Annotated in this window: 12 protein-coding genes and 3 pseudogenes; 9 read left to right on the top strand and 6 right to left on the bottom strand. The window is 48.6% G+C overall.

All coding sequences use genetic code 11. The annotated features are described in order from the left end of the window. Positions 1-8 precede the first annotated feature (8 nt). On the top strand, positions 9-647 hold the full coding sequence (gene fdh3B, locus QUE23_RS07065; protein WP_286348368.1) for a formate dehydrogenase FDH3 subunit beta: 639 nt from the start codon (positions 9-11) through the stop codon (positions 645-647). Between the two features lie 8 nt (positions 648-655). Continuing rightward, positions 656-1522 carry a formate dehydrogenase subunit gamma gene (locus tag QUE23_RS07060; RefSeq protein WP_286348367.1) on the top strand — a complete coding sequence of 289 codons (867 nt, stop codon included), beginning with the start codon at positions 656-658 and terminating at the stop codon, positions 1520-1522. A gap of 3 nt (positions 1523-1525) precedes the next feature. On the opposite strand, the gene pdxA is transcribed toward QUE23_RS07060, so the two are convergent. From pdxA to QUE23_RS07045, 3 genes and pseudogenes are all read right to left on the bottom strand, one after another. Continuing rightward, positions 1526-2449 (bottom strand): 4-hydroxythreonine-4-phosphate dehydrogenase, encoded by a 924-nt coding sequence (gene pdxA / locus QUE23_RS07055; protein WP_286348366.1) that lies wholly within the window; start codon positions 2447-2449, stop codon positions 1526-1528. Then, a complete protein-coding gene (locus QUE23_RS07050) occupies positions 2439-3215 on the bottom strand; it encodes a pyridoxine 5'-phosphate synthase (RefSeq protein WP_286348365.1) in 777 nt (258 codons plus the stop codon). The genes pdxA and QUE23_RS07050 overlap by 11 nt, the downstream gene beginning before the upstream one ends. Further along, positions 3206-4181, bottom strand: a pseudogene (locus QUE23_RS07045) (glycosyltransferase family 4 protein). Before QUE23_RS07045 ends, QUE23_RS07050 begins: the two are co-directional and overlap by 10 nt. A 31-nt stretch (positions 4182-4212) precedes the next feature. Between QUE23_RS07045 and QUE23_RS07040 the strand changes: the two are divergent. Next, a complete protein-coding gene (locus QUE23_RS07040) occupies positions 4213-4806 on the top strand; it encodes a phosphatase PAP2 family protein (RefSeq protein WP_286348364.1) in 594 nt (197 codons plus the stop codon). A 114-nt stretch (positions 4807-4920) separates the two neighbouring features. Beyond that, a complete protein-coding gene (locus QUE23_RS07035; RefSeq protein ID WP_286348363.1) occupies positions 4921-6600 on the top strand; it encodes a methyl-accepting chemotaxis protein in 1680 nt (559 codons plus the stop codon). 26 nt (positions 6601-6626) lie between these two features. Here QUE23_RS07035 and selA read toward each other — a convergent pair. Then, positions 6627-7729, bottom strand: a pseudogene (gene selA / locus QUE23_RS07030) (L-seryl-tRNA(Sec) selenium transferase). 247 nt (positions 7730-7976) lie between these two features. Here selA and speA point away from each other — a divergent pair. Genes speA through QUE23_RS07005 form a run of 5 tightly spaced genes read left to right on the top strand, consistent with a single transcriptional unit; the run spans position 7977 to position 13848 of the window. Next, positions 7977-9842 (top strand): arginine decarboxylase, encoded by a 1866-nt coding sequence (speA, locus tag QUE23_RS07025; protein ID WP_286348362.1) that lies wholly within the window; start codon positions 7977-7979, stop codon positions 9840-9842. A gap of 46 nt (positions 9843-9888) precedes the next feature. Then, positions 9889-10791 (top strand): carbon-nitrogen hydrolase, encoded by a 903-nt coding sequence (locus tag QUE23_RS07020; protein ID WP_434802015.1) that lies wholly within the window; start codon positions 9889-9891, stop codon positions 10789-10791. Position 10792: 1 nt separating this feature from the next. Beyond that, a complete protein-coding gene (locus QUE23_RS07015) occupies positions 10793-11182 on the top strand; it encodes a hypothetical protein (RefSeq protein WP_286348360.1) in 390 nt (129 codons plus the stop codon). A 39-nt stretch (positions 11183-11221) separates the two neighbouring features. Beyond that, complete coding sequence (locus tag QUE23_RS07010; protein ID WP_286348359.1) at positions 11222-12514, top strand: Na+/H+ antiporter family protein; 1293 nt, start codon at positions 11222-11224, stop codon at positions 12512-12514. Positions 12515-12570: 56 nt separating this feature from the next. After that, positions 12571-13848 (top strand): MATE family efflux transporter, encoded by a 1278-nt coding sequence (locus QUE23_RS07005; protein WP_286348358.1) that lies wholly within the window; start codon positions 12571-12573, stop codon positions 13846-13848. Here QUE23_RS07005 and gmd read toward each other — a convergent pair. Beyond that, positions 13841-14836 (bottom strand): annotated as a pseudogene (gene gmd, locus QUE23_RS07000) (GDP-mannose 4,6-dehydratase). The gene QUE23_RS07005 and the pseudogene gmd sit on opposite strands and share 8 nt — an antisense overlap. 44 nt (positions 14837-14880) lie before the next feature. Then, on the bottom strand, positions 14881-16269 hold the full coding sequence (locus QUE23_RS06995; RefSeq protein ID WP_286348357.1) for a mannose-1-phosphate guanylyltransferase/mannose-6-phosphate isomerase: 1389 nt from the start codon (positions 16267-16269) through the stop codon (positions 14881-14883). Between the last annotated feature and the right edge of the window lie 38 nt (positions 16270-16307).

Below are 16307 nucleotides of genomic sequence, written 5' to 3'. Positions count from 1 at the left end.
GAGAGAACATGGCAAATATTGCGCCTAGCAAACAAATCCCAAACGCCAACCGCATGAAGTTTTATTGTGACGACAACCGCTGCATTAGCTGTTTTGCCTGCTCTGTGGCTTGCTCGCACTCTAACGAGCTAGAAGTGGGCTTGAATCGGCGTAAGGTCATCACCCTTTATGAGGGTGTGGAGGGCAAAGAAAAATCTATCTCCATTGCCTGCCAACACTGCACGGACGCGCCCTGCGCGCAGGTCTGCCCGGTGGATTGCTTTTACATTCGAGAAGACGGCATTGTCTTACACAACAAAGAAACCTGTATTGGCTGTGGGTATTGCTTATATGCTTGTCCCTTTGGCGCGCCGCAATTTCCTAGAGATGGGGCCTTTGGCGTGCGCGGCGTGATGGATAAGTGCACCATGTGCGCTGGGGGTCCCGCGCCCACACACTCCAAAAAAGAAATGGAGCTTTATGGGGTCAACCGCATCGCCAGCGGTCAAGTGCCCATGTGTGCGGCGACTTGTTCGACCAACGCGCTGTTAGTGGGCGATGCCTTGAGCATTGCCGACATCTACCGCAAAAGAGTCATGGCTAAATACGCCAACGCCCAAGACTTTAAAACCAAAGCCGCGCACCAACTAGAGGGCGCGACACCTTAAGGGGGTTGATGAAAAAGTCTCTATTTGTTGGCTTAGTTGGGGTCTTAAACGCGCAGAGCACGCCCCTCGATCAAGAGCGCATTTTAGGCATTCTACCCTACGGACAAACCCAAACCGGCCAACTCGGTCAGCTTTGGACGCTTTGGCAGGGGCATTATTTTATGTGGCTGTTTTTGGCAGTGGTTTTGGGTGTGAGCTTAGGCTTTTTAATGCATTATCTAGTCATCGGTCCCAAGCAGTTTAAGCACAGCGGGCAGAAAATCCCTTTTTTTACGCTCTTTAACCGCATCATCCACTGGATCGCCGGGATTTCCTTTATTGTGCTTGTCCCCACAGGGCTTATCATGATCTTTGGAGCTTTTTTTGGCGGGGGAGCATGTGTGCGCTATTGCAGAGTTGCGCACAGCGTGGGCTGTGTGATCTTCATGGTGGCTGTCTTACCCATGCTCTTCATGTGGCTTAAGGACATGATCTTAAGTCTAGCAGACTTTAAATGGCTCATCATCATGGGCGGGTATTTGAGCAAAGAGCATAAGCCCGTGCCGGCTTATAAATTCAATGCTGGGCAAAAGACATGGTTTTGGATCGCCACTTTGGGCGGGCTGGTGATGATCGCCAGCGGGGGGATTTTGTATTTTAACACCGCGGATTTGAGCGCGATCGCGGACTTTTTGGGGCTTTATCAAATCTCTTTATTGCGCTTGAGTGCCTTTGTGCATAACTTCTTCGGGCTAGTCTTGGTGGGCTTTTTCATTGTGCATATTTATATGTCCGTGTTTGCGATCAAGGGGTCTTTGCAATCCATGATCGATGGCAATAAAGAGCTGGAAGAAGTGAAAATTCTACACAGCTTGTATTTGAAAGAGGGACACTGATTTTTAGGGCTGTGAAAGCCACTTAAGGGCGTTCTCATAGCTTTTTGTGCTGGCTAGATTTTGATAGGCGATGTCAAAGGCGCAGCCGTGATCGACTGAAGCCCGTTTGATGGGTAAGTTTAAAGACACATTGATGCTCTCTTCAAAATACAGGGCTTTGAGGGGGGCAAGCCCGACATCGTGATAAAGGGCGACAAAGTGCCTATGATTTGCCCTAAAACGGGGAGCAAAGGCACTATCTGCCGGCACAGGACCTAAGAACTTGGGTGTTTTTAAAAGGGCGTTGGCTTGCGCTATCGCCCCCTTAACTTCCATGTCCTGTATCCCAATCGCCCCATTGTCCCCACAATGCGGATCGATCCCTAAAACCACAATCTGCTCTAGGGTGTCTAAGACTTGCGCCAAAGTGTGTAAAAACTCTTTTAAAGGCTCTAGGCGCACCTTTGCGCTCACGGCACTTAAGGGGATGTGCTCGCTAAAGAGCGCGACCCACAGACTAGGGCAACCAAGCATCATGATCGCTTCTTGTCGGTAACGCTCTCTTAAAAGAGCGGTGTGCCCGGGAGTGGCAATGCCTGCTAGTTGCCAAGCGTGCTTATGGATGGGTAGAGTGCAAACCCCGCTAACCTCCCCCTTGTCGCACAAATCTAAAGCCTCTAAAAAGCTTGCATGGCTGTAAAATCCACTTTCTCGATCCACTTGGGCGGGTTTGATTGTGGGTTGGGGTGCACGGGGGGCGACACACGGCATATTTTCTAGGGCGTGGGTGTAGGTGTTGCCTAACAGGGTGTTGGCTTGCGCCAAGAGTTCTTGATGCACGCAATAGATGGGCTGGCAAATTTGGCAAACGCTAGAGTGTGCCTTCAAGGCGATCTCTGCGCCCACGCCCTGGATATCCCCGATAGAAATGGCGATTTTAGGGGGCATGAATCGCCTCTTGCATGGATTTAATCGCCTGCTCTAGCCCCACAATGACCGCCCTAGCGATGATGGCATGCCCGATATTGAGCTCACGAATGCCTTGCAATTTAGCGACTAGGCCCACACTCGCATAATTGAGCCCATGCCCCGCGCACACTTCTAGCCCCATATCTTGCCCTTTTAAGGCACTTTGGGCGAGCTCCTCTAAGCTTGCCTCTAGCATCTCTTTTAAAGTGGCGTTGTCCTTTGGTAAATCTAGGCGGTTTTTATGGTGTTTAAAGCCTGTGTAAAGGGTGTTAAACACATTGCTAAACTTGCCTGTGTGTAGTTCCACAACTTTAACACCTAGGGCTAGGGCTGATTCTAAATTTTCCACACTCGGGTCAATGAAAAGGGCAACTTCTACCCCACAATCGGTGTAAGCCTTGATGGTGTCTTGCAGCTTGGGGTGCTTTAAGTTTAACCCCCCCTCTGTGGTGATCTCCTCCCGTCTTTCAGGCACTAAAGTTGCTTTAAAGGGGCGTAAATGGCATAGAATTTTGGTGATTTCAGGGTCAATGGCGCACTCGGCGTTGATGGGCAGGGGGGCGTGCTTGAGGATGCTTTTCACATCGTCCTCGTGAATGTGGCGGCGGTCTTCTCTTAAATGCAAAGTGATTAAATCCACGCCCGCATTTTTGGCGATAAAGATCGCTTCTAGCGGGTCTGGCTCGTGGATTTTTCGCGCTTCTCTTAGCGTGGCGATGTGGTCGATGTTTAATCCTAAGCGCATTTTGTCCGTCCTTGAAGTTTAGCATAAAGCTTGAGATAACAGCCCACGAAAAGAGCGATGAGAAGCAGCAAGGCATAAGGGTGCTTGCGGCATAAAAAACTCACCCACATAAAGGGCAGATTCGCAAGCACGATGATTAAGCCTGTTAGGGCGTTGGGGTTTAAAAAACTAGGCTTGTCTTGCAAGCTTTTAAACAGCAAAGTGTGTAGGTGCAAAGCGTCCGGCAAAGTCGCCCTTTGCTTTTGCCATTTACGCCGTGTGATAGAAAATAAAACTTCGGTCACCGGATAGACCATTAAAGCCAGCCCAAACCACACGCTCACACCCCTTAAGCGACAAATCCATTAAACCCACCCCCAAAATAAAGCCCAAGAGATACGCCCCCCCATCGCCTAAGAAAATATAACCCTTAGGGAAGTTCAACACTAAAAAACCCAACAAGGCGCAGAGCATGGCTAAAATGAAGGGGTTTGGGGCGGCTAGATACATAAAGCCTAAAGCCAACACCCCAAAACCCCCGGCTAGCCCGTTAAAGCCATCGATGATGTTCATGGCATTGACCACGCCTACGAGCATGAACACACTAAAGGGCAAGGCTAAAGCTAGGGGCAAACTAAGTAGGGGGGCAAAGTCTTTTAAGATTAAAGGCGCAAAGAGCACCACCACCAGCGCACCTAGACTTTGTAAGATGAGGCGCACTTTGGGGCTTAAAGAGAAGTTTAAATCCTCTAAAAAGCCGCTGATAAAAATGAGCACTCCCCCTAAAAACCCCCACACTCCCAAAAGCCCACCACTAAAGACAAACACCACAAACAAGCCAAGCCCCCCCGCTCTAGGGGTTTTCTTCGTGTGGAAGCCTTGGGGCTTGTTGGCGTTGTCGGTGAAAATCTCAGACTTTTTCGCGTAAAAAACCACCCCCAAAGCACAAGCAAAACTCAGTAAAAAGTAAGCGAACATAAAGGGCATTATACCCTAACAAAATGCTATAATGCGCCCTATGCTGAAAAAATTATCCCGTTTGTTTGCCGTGTTTTTATTGTTTAGCAATTTGGGACGCGCTGAGATCTCCCGCGATGCCGTGATTTTAGAAGACATGGGCGATGTCTTGCGGCTCATGCCTGTGTTTGTGGGCGTGGTGAGCCTTGGGATGCGCGATTATCGCGGAATGGGTGAGCTTGCCATTGGCTCTTTAGTTACGCAAGGGGTGATCTATGGAATGAAAAATATTTTTTCAAGCGCGCACGCAAGGGGGGCGCATGTGCCCTTTGCCAAACGGCCTTGCTGTGATAGCTGGCGGGGGATGCCAAGCGGGCATGCCGGGGGGGCGTGGAGCGCGGCGGGGTTTGTCTACTACCGCTATGGCTGGAAGCCGGCCATCCCCGTGATTGCCCTGGCGATTCTAACCGATGCGAGCCGGGTGGTGGCAGAGAAACACACGATTTTACAAGTGGTGATCGGCTCTTTAATCGGCTGGGGTTTTGCCTACCTCTTCACCTCCAAATACCGCCGCAACTGGGAGCTTTACCCCGAGATCGGCTGGGACAGCAGAGGCTATGCCCGCTATGGGATGCACTTTCATTATAGATTTTAGGTTTTAAATGATTTAGAGCGGAATTTTGTTATAATACGCGGTCCGTGCTTGGTTATTTTTTTTATTAATAGCGTTGTGCGTTCATCAAACTAGATCAGATACCGGGGTGAGGCAATGCGTGTTGGGCTTAAAATCTTACTTAATATTTTTCTTTCTTTGGTTGGGTTGGGTGTCTTGGTGGTCTTGCTCACAGACTATAAGCAGCATGTCCTTGTACGGCAATTGATCCATGTTGCAGAGCAAGACATCATCAAAAAGAAAGAAGATGCCTTAAAGGGTATGTTTAGTCTAATCAAATTTGGAGTGCACCGTTTCTACCGCATACAGCCCTCTAAAGATTTGGCTCTCAAATTCACTCTAGACTATTTTAAAGTCATCAACGATGACCCAAATTCGGTTTATATGGTGGCGGTGGATAAAGAGGGCAAAGTGCTCTTTGACCCGGTGAATCCGGAAACTGTGGGTAAAAGCGGGTTAAATTTGCAAAGTGCCGATGGGGTCTATTATGTGCGTGGCTACCTAGAGGCGGCACAAAAAGGCGGGGGTTACACCCGCTACAAAATGCCTAAATTTGCGGGTGGAGTGCCTGAACCTAAAGTGGCCTACAGCCAATACGACCCGACAAGCAACATGATCATCGTAACGACCAGCTATTACAGCGATATTTTAAAAGACATTGGTGCCGTCGAGCAAGATGCAAGAAAGAAGATGATCAAAAATTCGCGGATTCTCACCGTATGGATCGGCGGAACGGTGTTGTTCATGATCTTGGTTTCTAGTGTCGCTCTTTATTTTATGATCATCCGACGCCTCAAAGAAACTGTAGATCGGATTTACAACTTTGGACAAGGGGACAAGGATTTAACGAAACGCTTGAGAGTACGCAGGGGGTATGATGATGTGAACAAAGTTGCCACAAGCATCAACGCCTTTGTGGAGAAAATCCATAAGTGCATAGAGGGCATGAAAAGCAACAGCGTGCATAACAAATCTTTAGCACATAGATTGCAAGCCATCATCGACATCACTTACAAGCGCTCCAAGAGCAATGCCGCAATCGTCCAAGATATTTGCCAAGAAACCAACACCCTCACCGCCTCTGTGGCTAAGTCGGTGCAAGCCGCCAAAGATGTGGGGGACCGATTGGGGCAAATGCAAGCCTCTATTGAAGAGTCCAACACCTCTTTAACCACGATGCTCACCCAAATTTTGGATGGGGCTAAAACGGAGGAGGAGTTGGCCAACAAGGTCGAGCAACTGAGCAAAAACGCCGACAGCGTGAAAAGCATTTTGCACATCATCAACGACATCGCCGATCAGACCAACTTATTAGCCCTCAATGCGGCCATTGAGGCAGCAAGAGCCGGGGAGCACGGGCGGGGCTTTGCGGTGGTCGCCGATGAAGTGCGCAACTTAGCCGCAAGAACGCAAAAAAGCTTAGCCGAGATCAACAGCACCATCAGTGTGATCGTGCAAGAGATCAACGATGTCAGCAACCAAATGAATCTCAATTCTAAGAAAATTGAGGAGCTCAGCGCGGGCAGTATGGAGGTGCAAGAGCGCTTTAAAACCATGAGTGCAGAGGTGGGGGCGGTGGTGGAAAACACCCACGCTTTCATCAGCGACTACAATAAAACCGGGGAGAGTATCCGCACTATGGCCGGGCGTTTAACCCAAGTGGATAAAGATACAGAAGAGTCCCTAGAGGATGCCAAAGAAATCATCAGTCTAGCCGACTCGCTCAACACAGCCACCGCCGAACTAGACACAGAGATCAACCAGTTTAAAACTTAAGAGGCTTAACCCCCAAGCCCAAAGAGCTAGGATTGTAGCACTCCTTTAGCGATTTTAGCAATGGTGCTTAAGTCCTTTTCAAACAGCGCAAAGGTGTCTACAAGCACCCCATCATAACGCAGGATACAGGCTAGCCCTTGTTGGTGTAAGGCGTGGTGCAACTCTTTAAAATCTCTTTTGGGCGTTAAGAGCAGACCAAAGCTTTTAAGCCCTGTGTCTGCTACACCCCCCCCGATTAAAGCGGTCGTCTCTATGAGTGTGGCCGGCACTCCATCTAAAAGTTGCAAGAGTTTTAACGCTTTATTTAACAGAGCATCTTGATCTTGGGCTAAAAATCTCTGTGTGGGGTTAGTTTGCCCTTGGATATGGGCTTGCAAACCTTTTGCAAGCATGTAAAGCTGGATTTTATCCGCTCTAAACGCCCGATAAAGGGGGTGTTTGGCCAAAGCTTGGACGCACTCTTTAGCCCCTAGCACAATCCCCCTTGCACGCTGCCTAAGAGTTTATCTGCGCTAAAGCTCACTAGATGGGCGTGTTTTAGAGATTTTTGCACTTGTGGCACGCTTTGTAGGCTCCCTAGGTCTTCATAAAATAAAATCTTATGCGCTGTGGCAAGTTTAAACAACTCTTTCGCCCCCACAGAAGCCACAAAGCCTTGTTGCAAGAAGTTGCTTAAGTGGATGGTTGCGATGAGCGTTGTTTGTGGGCTTAGGGCGTGTTGGTAGTCTTGTAGGTAGGTTTTGTTTGTGCTGCCGACAAATTTAAGGTTTGTCACACAATCTAAAAGCTCGTGCGCCCTAAAATGCCCCCCGATCTCCACTAATTGCCCGTAGGAAAGTAAAGTTTCTTTATTTTGGGCTTTGGACGCAAAGACACTCGCGACCAAGACTAAGGCGCTGGCGTTGTTGTTTAAGATGAGGGCATCTTCTGCCCCAAAGAGCATTTTTAAAAGCTCTTGCACTAAGTGGCAGCGGTTAGCCCGTTTGCCCGTGTCATCCACTTCTAGATTGACATAGCCGCTCAGCAGCTCCAATTCTTTTAAGTGGCTAGGCTCTAGGCACGCACGCCCCAGATTTGTAGAAAGCACAACCCCCGTAGCGTTGTAAAGGGGCTTTAAGGGGGGCGACATTAAAGCGTGGTAGCGTTCCTTGACAAGTCCGACCCACTCATCTAAATTAGTGCAAGTAAAGGGGGTTTGTTGGTGCGTTTTAAAAAGGGCGGTGGCTAGGGATTTCAGGCTGTCTTTGGGGTAGTTTTTTAAGGCTGGGGCATTTAGCAGGGCGTGCATGGCGGGGGTTGGTTTTCATAGGGGGAATTGTAACACAAAAGGGGGTTTTTTAGTTATACTGAAAGCTTATTAATGCATAGGGATTGGCATGCAAAATTATGGTTTGAATTATTGGGGCAAGGAGGATTTTATCATTGAGGAAGGGTTAGTGAAGGTCAATGCCGGCAACAAACCAAGCCTCATGGAATTAGTTTTAGACATGCGCGAGCAGGGCTTTAAGGGCCCCTTGCTTTTGCGTTTCCCCCATTTGATCGCCAAACAAGTACACAAGCTCTTTTCTATGTTTTCGCACGCCATTTCTCAATACCATTACAACGGAGCGTTTAAAGCGGTCTTCCCCCTAAAGGTCAACCACATGCCAAACTTCGTGCACGCTTTGGTGGAGATTTCAGAGCGATTTAAGGGGGCGTATGGACTGGAGGCGGGCTCTAAGGCGGAGCTGATTTTAGCGATGGCGTATGTCCACGAAAACGCCCCCATCACCGTCAATGGCTTTAAAGATAAAGAGATGATCGAGTTAGGCTTCATCGCCGCGAGCATGGGGGCAGACATCACACTCACCATTGAGGGACTCAGTGAATTAAAGAGCATCATTGAAGTGGCGCTCGAAAATAACACGATTGGCGAAAATGTTAAGTTTTGTCCTAAAATTGGCATCCGTGTGCGCTTACACAGCTCGGGGGTGGGGGTGTGGGCCAAAAGCACGGGCATCCACGCCAAATTTGGGCTTGCCAGCACTGAATTACTAGAAGCCATGCACCTGCTGGAAATGCACGGACTACTCGGGCAACTTTCCATGATCCACTTCCATATCGGCAGCCAAATTAGCGACATCACGCCCTTAAAAAAGGCCCTTAAAGAGGCGGGCAACATTTACGCTGAGTTGCGTAAAATGGGGGCGTTTAACTTGAATAGCATCAACATCGGGGGGGGGTTAGCCATTGAGTATTCGCAGCACAAACACCAATGCGAGCGCAACTACACCCTAGAAGAGTTTGCCGGCGATGTGGTGTTTTTGTTAAAAGAGATTGTGAAGAATAAAAAAGAGCTAGAGCCTAACATTTTTATCGAGTCGGGGCGCTTTATCAGCGCCACACATGCCGTGTTGGTTGCGCCTGTATTAGAACTATTTTCTCAAGATTATGACGAAAGCACCTTGCGGCTTAAAAAATCCAACCCCCCCTTAGTGGCGGAGATGGAGGATTTATACCACAACATCAACAGCAAAAACGCCATTGAGTATTTGCACGACAGCTTAGATCATATGGAGTCGCTGTTTACGCTCTTTGATTTGGGTTACATTGATTTACAAGATCGCAGCAATGCTGAGGTGTTGGGGCATTTGATCATCAAAAAGGCGATCGGGTTTTTGCGCCACAAAGATCATAACGACATCATCCGTATCCAAGAGCAGGTGCAAGAGCGCTATTTACTCAATTGCTCGTTTTTCCAAAGCTTGCCCGATTATTGGGGCTTAAGACAGGGCTTTCCTGTGATGCCCCTACACAAACTCGATGAAGAGCCCACAAGGAGCGCGAGTTTGTGGGACATCACATGCGATAGCGATGGCGAGATCAGCTTTGATAAAGACAAGCCCCTATTCTTGCACGATGTGGATGTGCGCCAAGAGGATTATTTTTTGGGCTTCTTTTTAGTGGGGGCTTACCAAGAGGTGCTGGGCATGCACCATAATTTATTCACACACCCCACAGAGTGCAGCGTGCAAATCACAGAAAGTGGCTATGAACTCACCGACATCGCCCAAGCCCAAACGATTTTAGACGCTTTGGAGGATTTGGACTACGACACCAAAGAGATCGAGCGGATTTTAAAACAAAAAATTGAAGACAGCGAGCTATTAGAGGATAGTGAGGATAAAAAGGAAATGTTGGGACGGCTGTATGTGATGCTGAGCGAAAACGGGTATCTAAGAACGCTTGCCATGCAAGAGTAGGTTTTTTGTTATAATTTATCTTTTTTAGGGAGCGCACATGGTTTTTATGGATTTTAATTTAAACACCATCGAAGTCGCCATTTTACAGCATGGCTATCAAGGCAGCGTGCAAGCCACTTTAGAGCACACTACGCAGCTTTTGGCGCAAGCAAAGGCACAGCATCCCCATTTGGATTTAGTGGTCTTGCCTGAATTGCACCCCTACCCTTACTTTTGTCAGCACGAAGACCCTAAGTATTTTGCGTGGGCGCGGGAGTTTAAGGCGCAGTGTAATTTCTTAAGCGGGCTGGCTAAGGCGCACGAAGTGGTGTTGGTGGGCTCACTCTTTGAGGAGCGCATGGTGGGGGTGTATCACAACACGGCGGTGGTGTTTGAAAAGGACGGCAAGTTATTAGGGGTGCAAAGAAAAATGCATATCCCCGATGACCCAAGATTTTATGAAAAATTCTACTTCACCCCCGGGGATCGATACGCCCCCATTGCTAGCAGTGTGGGCAATTTAGGGGTTTTGGTGTGTTGGGATCAATGGTATCCAGAGGCAGCAAGACTGATGGCCTTGCAAAAGGCGGACATTTTGATTTACCCGAGTGCGATTGGGTGGTTTTGTGATGAAGAGAGCGAGGATTTAGAAGAAAAGGCCCTGCAAAGGCAGGCGTGGATGGGGGTGCAAAAAGGGCATAGCATCGCCAACACGATCCCCGTGATCGCGTCTAATCGGGTGGGCTTTGAGCCAGACCCCTCGGGCAAGACCAGTGGATTAGAGTTCTTTGGCTCCAGTTTTGTGTGTGGGGCGTTTGGTAAAGAATTAGCCCAAGCGGGCTTTGAAGAAGAGATTTTATATACATGCATTGATTTAGATGAAAGTGCAAGGGTGCGCCAAATGTGGCCCTTTTTTAGGGATCGGCGCATAGACACCTACAAACCTCTCACAAGACGGGTGGTGGACTAACATGCGTTTCAAAGTCTTAAAATTGGTGTTTTTGGTTTTTGCAGTGTTGAGCCCGTCTTTATTAAGTGCTTATTCCACACTAAGAAGCGATGGATTCCTTAGTCAAGTCTTAGCTACGCATTTTATGCGCTCGGCCATCACGAGCCATAATTTGGCCTTGCAAGGCGATCACTCCACGCTTTTCACGGGGGCGATCTGCGATAGATTGGACGAGCCTTACAAATGCTATCTTCTCAGGACTCTTGTTTTATCCCGTTTTGAAAAGGTGGCAAGTGCCTATCAAGCAAAGAGGATTGAATTAGAGGATAGCAACATGCCTAAACCCTTTATCCTAGCTACCAAGGAAGCGTTGCGAGATTTTGCACATGCTCTTGTCAGGAGGCAGAAATGATGGGAGTGATTTTCAAGAATAGGTTAAGCAGGCAGCACCATGGCTTTGTGGAGTAATCCAGCGGTTGTTGCCGTGCTTGTCATGGTGGGTTTAAGCCTTGCCCGCTTGAATATCTTGCTTGCGATCATCAGCGCCACGCTTGTGGGGGGGCTTATGGGCGGACTAGGGTTTGTAGACACCACTCAAGTCATGATTAATGGCATGCGGGGCAATTTAGAAACGGCTTTGAGTTATGTTTTGCTGGGTGCCCTAGCGGTTACTATTTCCAGCGGCAACTTAATGAAAGTGGTTTTGTTTAGGCTTGTGGGCTGGTTGGATCAAAAACGCACGATTTTTTGCTTTTTAATCGCCTTCATCGCCTGCTTTTCGCAAAACCTAATCCCCGTGCACATCGCCTTCATCCCCATTTTAATCCCCCCACTACTCCATTTAATGAACCGTTTAAAGGTTGACAGGCGGGCGGTGGCGTGTGCGCTCACCTTTGGTTTAGAAGCCCCTTATATGACTATTCCCGCTGGATTTGGGTTGATTTTTTTAAATTTAATCGTGGATAATCTACGCCAAAACGGCATACAAACCGACCTTCGTGAAGTGGTGGCGGTCATGTCTATTTCTGGTTTAGCCATGCTCTGTGGCCTTGTGGTGGCGGTGTTGATCCTTTATAGAAAACCCCGCTTCTATGAAGACCGCCTAGAAAGCACCACCCATGAAGAGTTGAAATTGCAAACAAAAGACTATCTCGCTTTAGTCGGCATTGTTTTAGCCTTTGTGGTGCAGATCGCTACGGGCTCTTTACCGCTTGGGGCGTTTATCGGGCTGATGGTGATGCTCGTGGGGGTGATTAAGTGGGGGCAAATGGACAGCGTGATCGATGAAGGCGTGAAGATGATGGCCTTTGTCGCCTTTGTCATGCTTGTGGCCTCAGGCTTTGGCGAAGTTTTGCAAAAGACACACGCCATCACGGATTTGGTACACATTGCCAGTGGGGCGATTTCAGGCAAGTTTGCCGGGGCTGTGATTATGCTAGTGATTGGGCTATTCATCACGCTAGGCATAGGGACTTCCTTTGGCACGCTCCCCATCATTGCGACTTTTTATTGCCCCTTGTGTTTGGCATTGGGCTTTGACACAAAGGCGACCATTTTGCTCATAGGCATCGCAGCGGGACTAGGCGATGCGGGTTCACCAGCTTCAGATAGCACCATAGGGTCCACTACGGGACTCAACGCCGATGGACAACACAACCACATTTACGACACCTGCATCCCCACATTTTTAGTTTATAACATCCCCTTGATGATCTTTGGAGTGGTGGGAGCGTTGCTATTATAAAAGCACAAAAGTGGTGGCGTTTAAGGCGCATTTTAAAGCTGGCGATCCCCTCTGGAGTGAATAATTTTTTAGAAATCTTTGTGTTAGCCGTGTCTGTAGTCTTCATGGGGAAACTCTCCGATAACCACATCGTGGCGATGGGCGTGGGCTTGCAGTATATCATGCTCTTTTACGCCCTAAACTCTATTTTTTACATAGGCACAAACGCCACACTGAGTCGTTTAGTGGGAGCGAAAGACACCGAATTGGTCGCGATCGGGTATTCAAGCATTTTAATCGGGGCTTGCGGAATTTGCGCGCTGGCAGGGGTCGTGGGCTTTTTAGGCATTGGCTCCTTTGTGGCGTGGATGGGGATCACAGGCACAGCAAGACAGCTGGCCAAAGAGTATTTACAAATCCTCATTTGGGCGATGCCCGCCATTTTCATTAAAAACACCATGGCAAGCGCGCTGGCAAGTTTGTCCGACACTTTAACCCCCTTTGTGCTGAAAATCCTCATGAGCACGCTTTGCCTGTTCTTAAACGATGCCTTGATTTTCGGGCATTTTGGCTTTGTGCGTTTAGACATTCGGGGGGCAGGGGTGGCGAGCGTGGCGGTGGCGTTTTTAGAGTTGTTTTTGCTTTTCATTGCCATTAATCTTAAAAAGCACAACCCCCTAAAATTTCGCTTTGTCTTTGAAGCCCAGCTGTTTAAAAAGGCTTGGCAGGTGGGCTGGCCTTCGGGCTTTGAGCGGATGCTCACGCTCTTTTCTATGGCTTTGGTGTCTAAGTTTGTGGCAAGTTATGGCAATGAAGTGCTGGCGGGCATGCAAGTGGGCTTAAGGATTGAAACCTTTAGCTATATGCCCGGTCTTGGCTTTACCATTGCGTGTATGGTGCTCGTGGGGCAACATTTAGGGGCTAATCAAGTCAACAGGGCGCAAGAGTACATCCGCACAATTTTAAAAGTCGCTGGAGTGTTGCTCGGGGTTTTGGGCGTGGCGATGATTGTCTTTGCCAAACCCTTAGCCATGATTTTTAGCCAAAATCACGAAGTCGTGCAGGTGGCGGCGTGGTATTTAATGGTGGTGGGGCTTAGCCAAATGCCCTTAATGTGCCTCTTTGTGCTCGATGGGGTGTTTCGGGGGGCGGGCATGGCGAAGGTGTCGCTGTTTATCAACACCGCTAGCCTGTGGAGTTTGCGGATTTTACCCATGTTTATTTTGTGGCGTTTTGGGCTTTCTGTGCGGTGGTTCTTTGTGCTGATTTGCTTTGAAACCTTTATGCGGGCGGGCTTTTTCTACATTGCCTACAAAAAGGGCATATGGAAAAAGCCCGGGCGTTTTGCTACTTAGTTAAAGACTCTTTGCGGGCCAACTCCAAATCGCTTTGCAGCATGTCTAGCACTAAATCTTGCACGCTAAACTCTCTTTGCCAGCCTAACTCTCTTTCAATTTTAGAGGGATCGCCTAAGAGCAAATCCACTTCAGTGGGGCGGAAATAGCGGGCATCTACGCGCACCAACACCTGCCCTTTTTGTAGGGCAACGGGCTTTAGCCCGTTTAAAAGGGGGCTGGGTGTGAAGTCTAACAAAACCCCCTTTTCCTCCAGCCCACTGCCTTGAAACTCCAGCTTGAGCCCCAGCTTTTCACATGCCAGTAAAACAAAGTCTCTAATGGTCATCGTCTGTCCGCTTGCCACGACATGATCCACGGGCTTGTCATGCTGTAAAATCAAATGCATGGCTTTGACATAGTCTTTAGCGTGTCCATAGTCGCGTTTTGCGTCCAAATTGCCTAAATACAAGCACTCTTGCAAGCCCAAAACAATGCGGCTTAAAGCCATTGTGATTTTGCGCGTCACAAAGGTTTCGCCGCGCATGGGGCTTTCGTGGTTGAATAAAATCCCATTGACCGCAAACATGTTGTAGGCTTCTCTATAATTCTTAGTAATGTAATAGGCATAGAGTTTAGCCACAGCGTAGGGGCTTCGTGGGTTAAAGGGGGTGTTCTCATTTTGTGGCGTTTGCAAGACTTCTCCGTAAAGTTCAGAGGTGCTGGTCTGGTAAAAGCGGGTGTCTTTTAGGTCTAAAAAGCGCATCGCCTCTAAGATACGCGATGTCCCCAACGCATCCACATTCGCCGTGTATTCGGGCATCTCAAAGGACACTTGCACATGGCTTTGGGCGGCAAGGTTGTAAAACTCTGTGGGCTGGACTTTGGCGATCAGGTTTGGTTGCTCGAGTCGGTCAGATCGCCATAATGCAAGAAGAAGCGGTTTTTATGGGCGTGGCGGTGTTAAAAGACGAGCTGCGCCTTTAATGCCATGCACTTCATAGCCCAAATAATGCCCGTGATTAGGGCGGTTTTTCTTGCCATCATGTTCTTTTAAGGTCGTTGGTAGTCATCGTGTAAGCGTTCAATGTCGCTTTCATCTAAAATCGCCCCACATTGCACTTCTAAGATTTTTAGGGGCTCATCGGTGTCGTTGCCTAGTCTGTGGATTTGTCCCTGCTTGATAAACACGCTCTCATTGGTCGGCACGCTCAAAGACTGTTCGCCCACCACGACACGCGCCACCCCCTCCACCACGACCCAGTGCTCGCTTCTGTGCTGGTGCTTTTGTAGACTGAGGCGTTTATGCGGCGCGATCTCTAAGAGTTTCACTTTAAAAAAGGGGCATTCTAACAACACTTCAAAGCTCCCCCACGGGCGGTATTCTAGGGGGTAGGTCTTCAGCAGGTTTGGGTATTTCTCCCCCACGCACACCACAAGCTCTTTAAGGCTGTCTAAATGCGCCCTTGTGGCGACCAATAAAGCGTCCTTGCTATCGACCACCACGCAATCCTCCAACCCGAGCAAACACACTAATTTATCGGGTGTGCTGTAGGTGTAGTTGTTCTTGGCATGTAGGCTTAAAAGGGGGTTGTTGTGCGCCACATTGCCCGCATTGTCGGCGGGTAAACTCGCTTGCAAACTCGCAAAATGCCCCACATCTTGCCAATGGGCGTTTAAAGGCACAAGTTTTAACCCCTTGCATTTTTGCCACAACAGCACATCCACGCTCCCATCTTCTAACCCATCCATGTTTTCACATTTTAAAATGGTGGGCAGTTTTTTGGCATTGTAATACACCTTTTTGCACGCCTCGAGCATTTGGGGGGCGTGTTGCAAACAGGCTTGTAAAAACACCCCGGCTTTAAAGACAAACATGCCGCTGTTGATATAAAAATCCCCGCCCTCTTGTTGCAATTTAGAGGCTTCCTCAGGGCTTGGCTTTTCTATGAAGTCTAGCACTTCACACACGCCCCTTTGTGCTTTGGTGCAACGCACAAAGCCATATTGGTTGCTAGGCTTCTTGGCGATTCCAAAGAGCACCATTTGATCGTCCTTAGCGCACTCTAGGGCGGTTTTTAAAGCCGTATTGAACGCCTCTTTCTCCATTAAATGGTCTGTGGGGCTGATGACTAAAATCTCATCAGGGCTGCACTCCAAAGCGGCAAGCATCAAGGCGTTCATGGTGTTCTTGCCTGCACTCTCTAGCAAAAATTGCGTGCGCTTTTCTAAATGGGCTTTTGTGATCTCTTCTAGAGCGTGGAAGTAATGCGCTTCATTGCACACCACTAAAAATTGAGCTTCAGGCGTGTTTAAGCGCTCCAAAGCCAGCCCAAAAAGGCTGTTATCCCCATAAAGTTTTAAAAATTGTTTAGGAAAATGTTCCCGACTTAAAGGCCATAATCTCTTGCCACTCCCCCCACTCAACACCACATGCACCACAAGCAACCCCTAAAACAGAACTGAAGATGCGATTCTAG

Origin of the sequence: Helicobacter felistomachi (genome assembly GCF_030296895.1) — a bacterium.
In the GTDB taxonomy this organism is placed as follows: domain Bacteria; phylum Campylobacterota; class Campylobacteria; order Campylobacterales; family Helicobacteraceae; genus Helicobacter; species Helicobacter felistomachi.
Note: the sequence above shows the minus strand (reverse complement) of the source record. Positions and strands in the feature narration are given on the sequence as shown.

Coding starts and splice junctions, on each gene's coding strand:
- fdh3B (WP_286348368.1), top strand. CDS start 9: ATGGCAAATATTGCGCCTAGCAAACAAATCCCAAACGCCAACCGCATG.
- QUE23_RS07060 (WP_286348367.1), top strand. CDS start 656: ATGAAAAAGTCTCTATTTGTTGGCTTAGTTGGGGTCTTAAACGCGCAG.
- pdxA (WP_286348366.1), bottom strand. CDS start 2,449: ATGCCCCCTAAAATCGCCATTTCTATCGGGGATATCCAGGGCGTGGGC.
- QUE23_RS07050 (WP_286348365.1), bottom strand. CDS start 3,215: ATGCGCTTAGGATTAAACATCGACCACATCGCCACGCTAAGAGAAGCG.
- QUE23_RS07040 (WP_286348364.1), top strand. CDS start 4,213: ATGCTGAAAAAATTATCCCGTTTGTTTGCCGTGTTTTTATTGTTTAGC.
- QUE23_RS07035 (WP_286348363.1), top strand. CDS start 4,921: ATGCGTGTTGGGCTTAAAATCTTACTTAATATTTTTCTTTCTTTGGTT.
- speA (WP_286348362.1), top strand. CDS start 7,977: ATGCAAAATTATGGTTTGAATTATTGGGGCAAGGAGGATTTTATCATT.
- QUE23_RS07020 (WP_434802015.1), top strand. CDS start 9,889: ATGGATTTTAATTTAAACACCATCGAAGTCGCCATTTTACAGCATGGC.
- QUE23_RS07015 (WP_286348360.1), top strand. CDS start 10,793: ATGCGTTTCAAAGTCTTAAAATTGGTGTTTTTGGTTTTTGCAGTGTTG.
- QUE23_RS07010 (WP_286348359.1), top strand. CDS start 11,222: ATGGCTTTGTGGAGTAATCCAGCGGTTGTTGCCGTGCTTGTCATGGTG.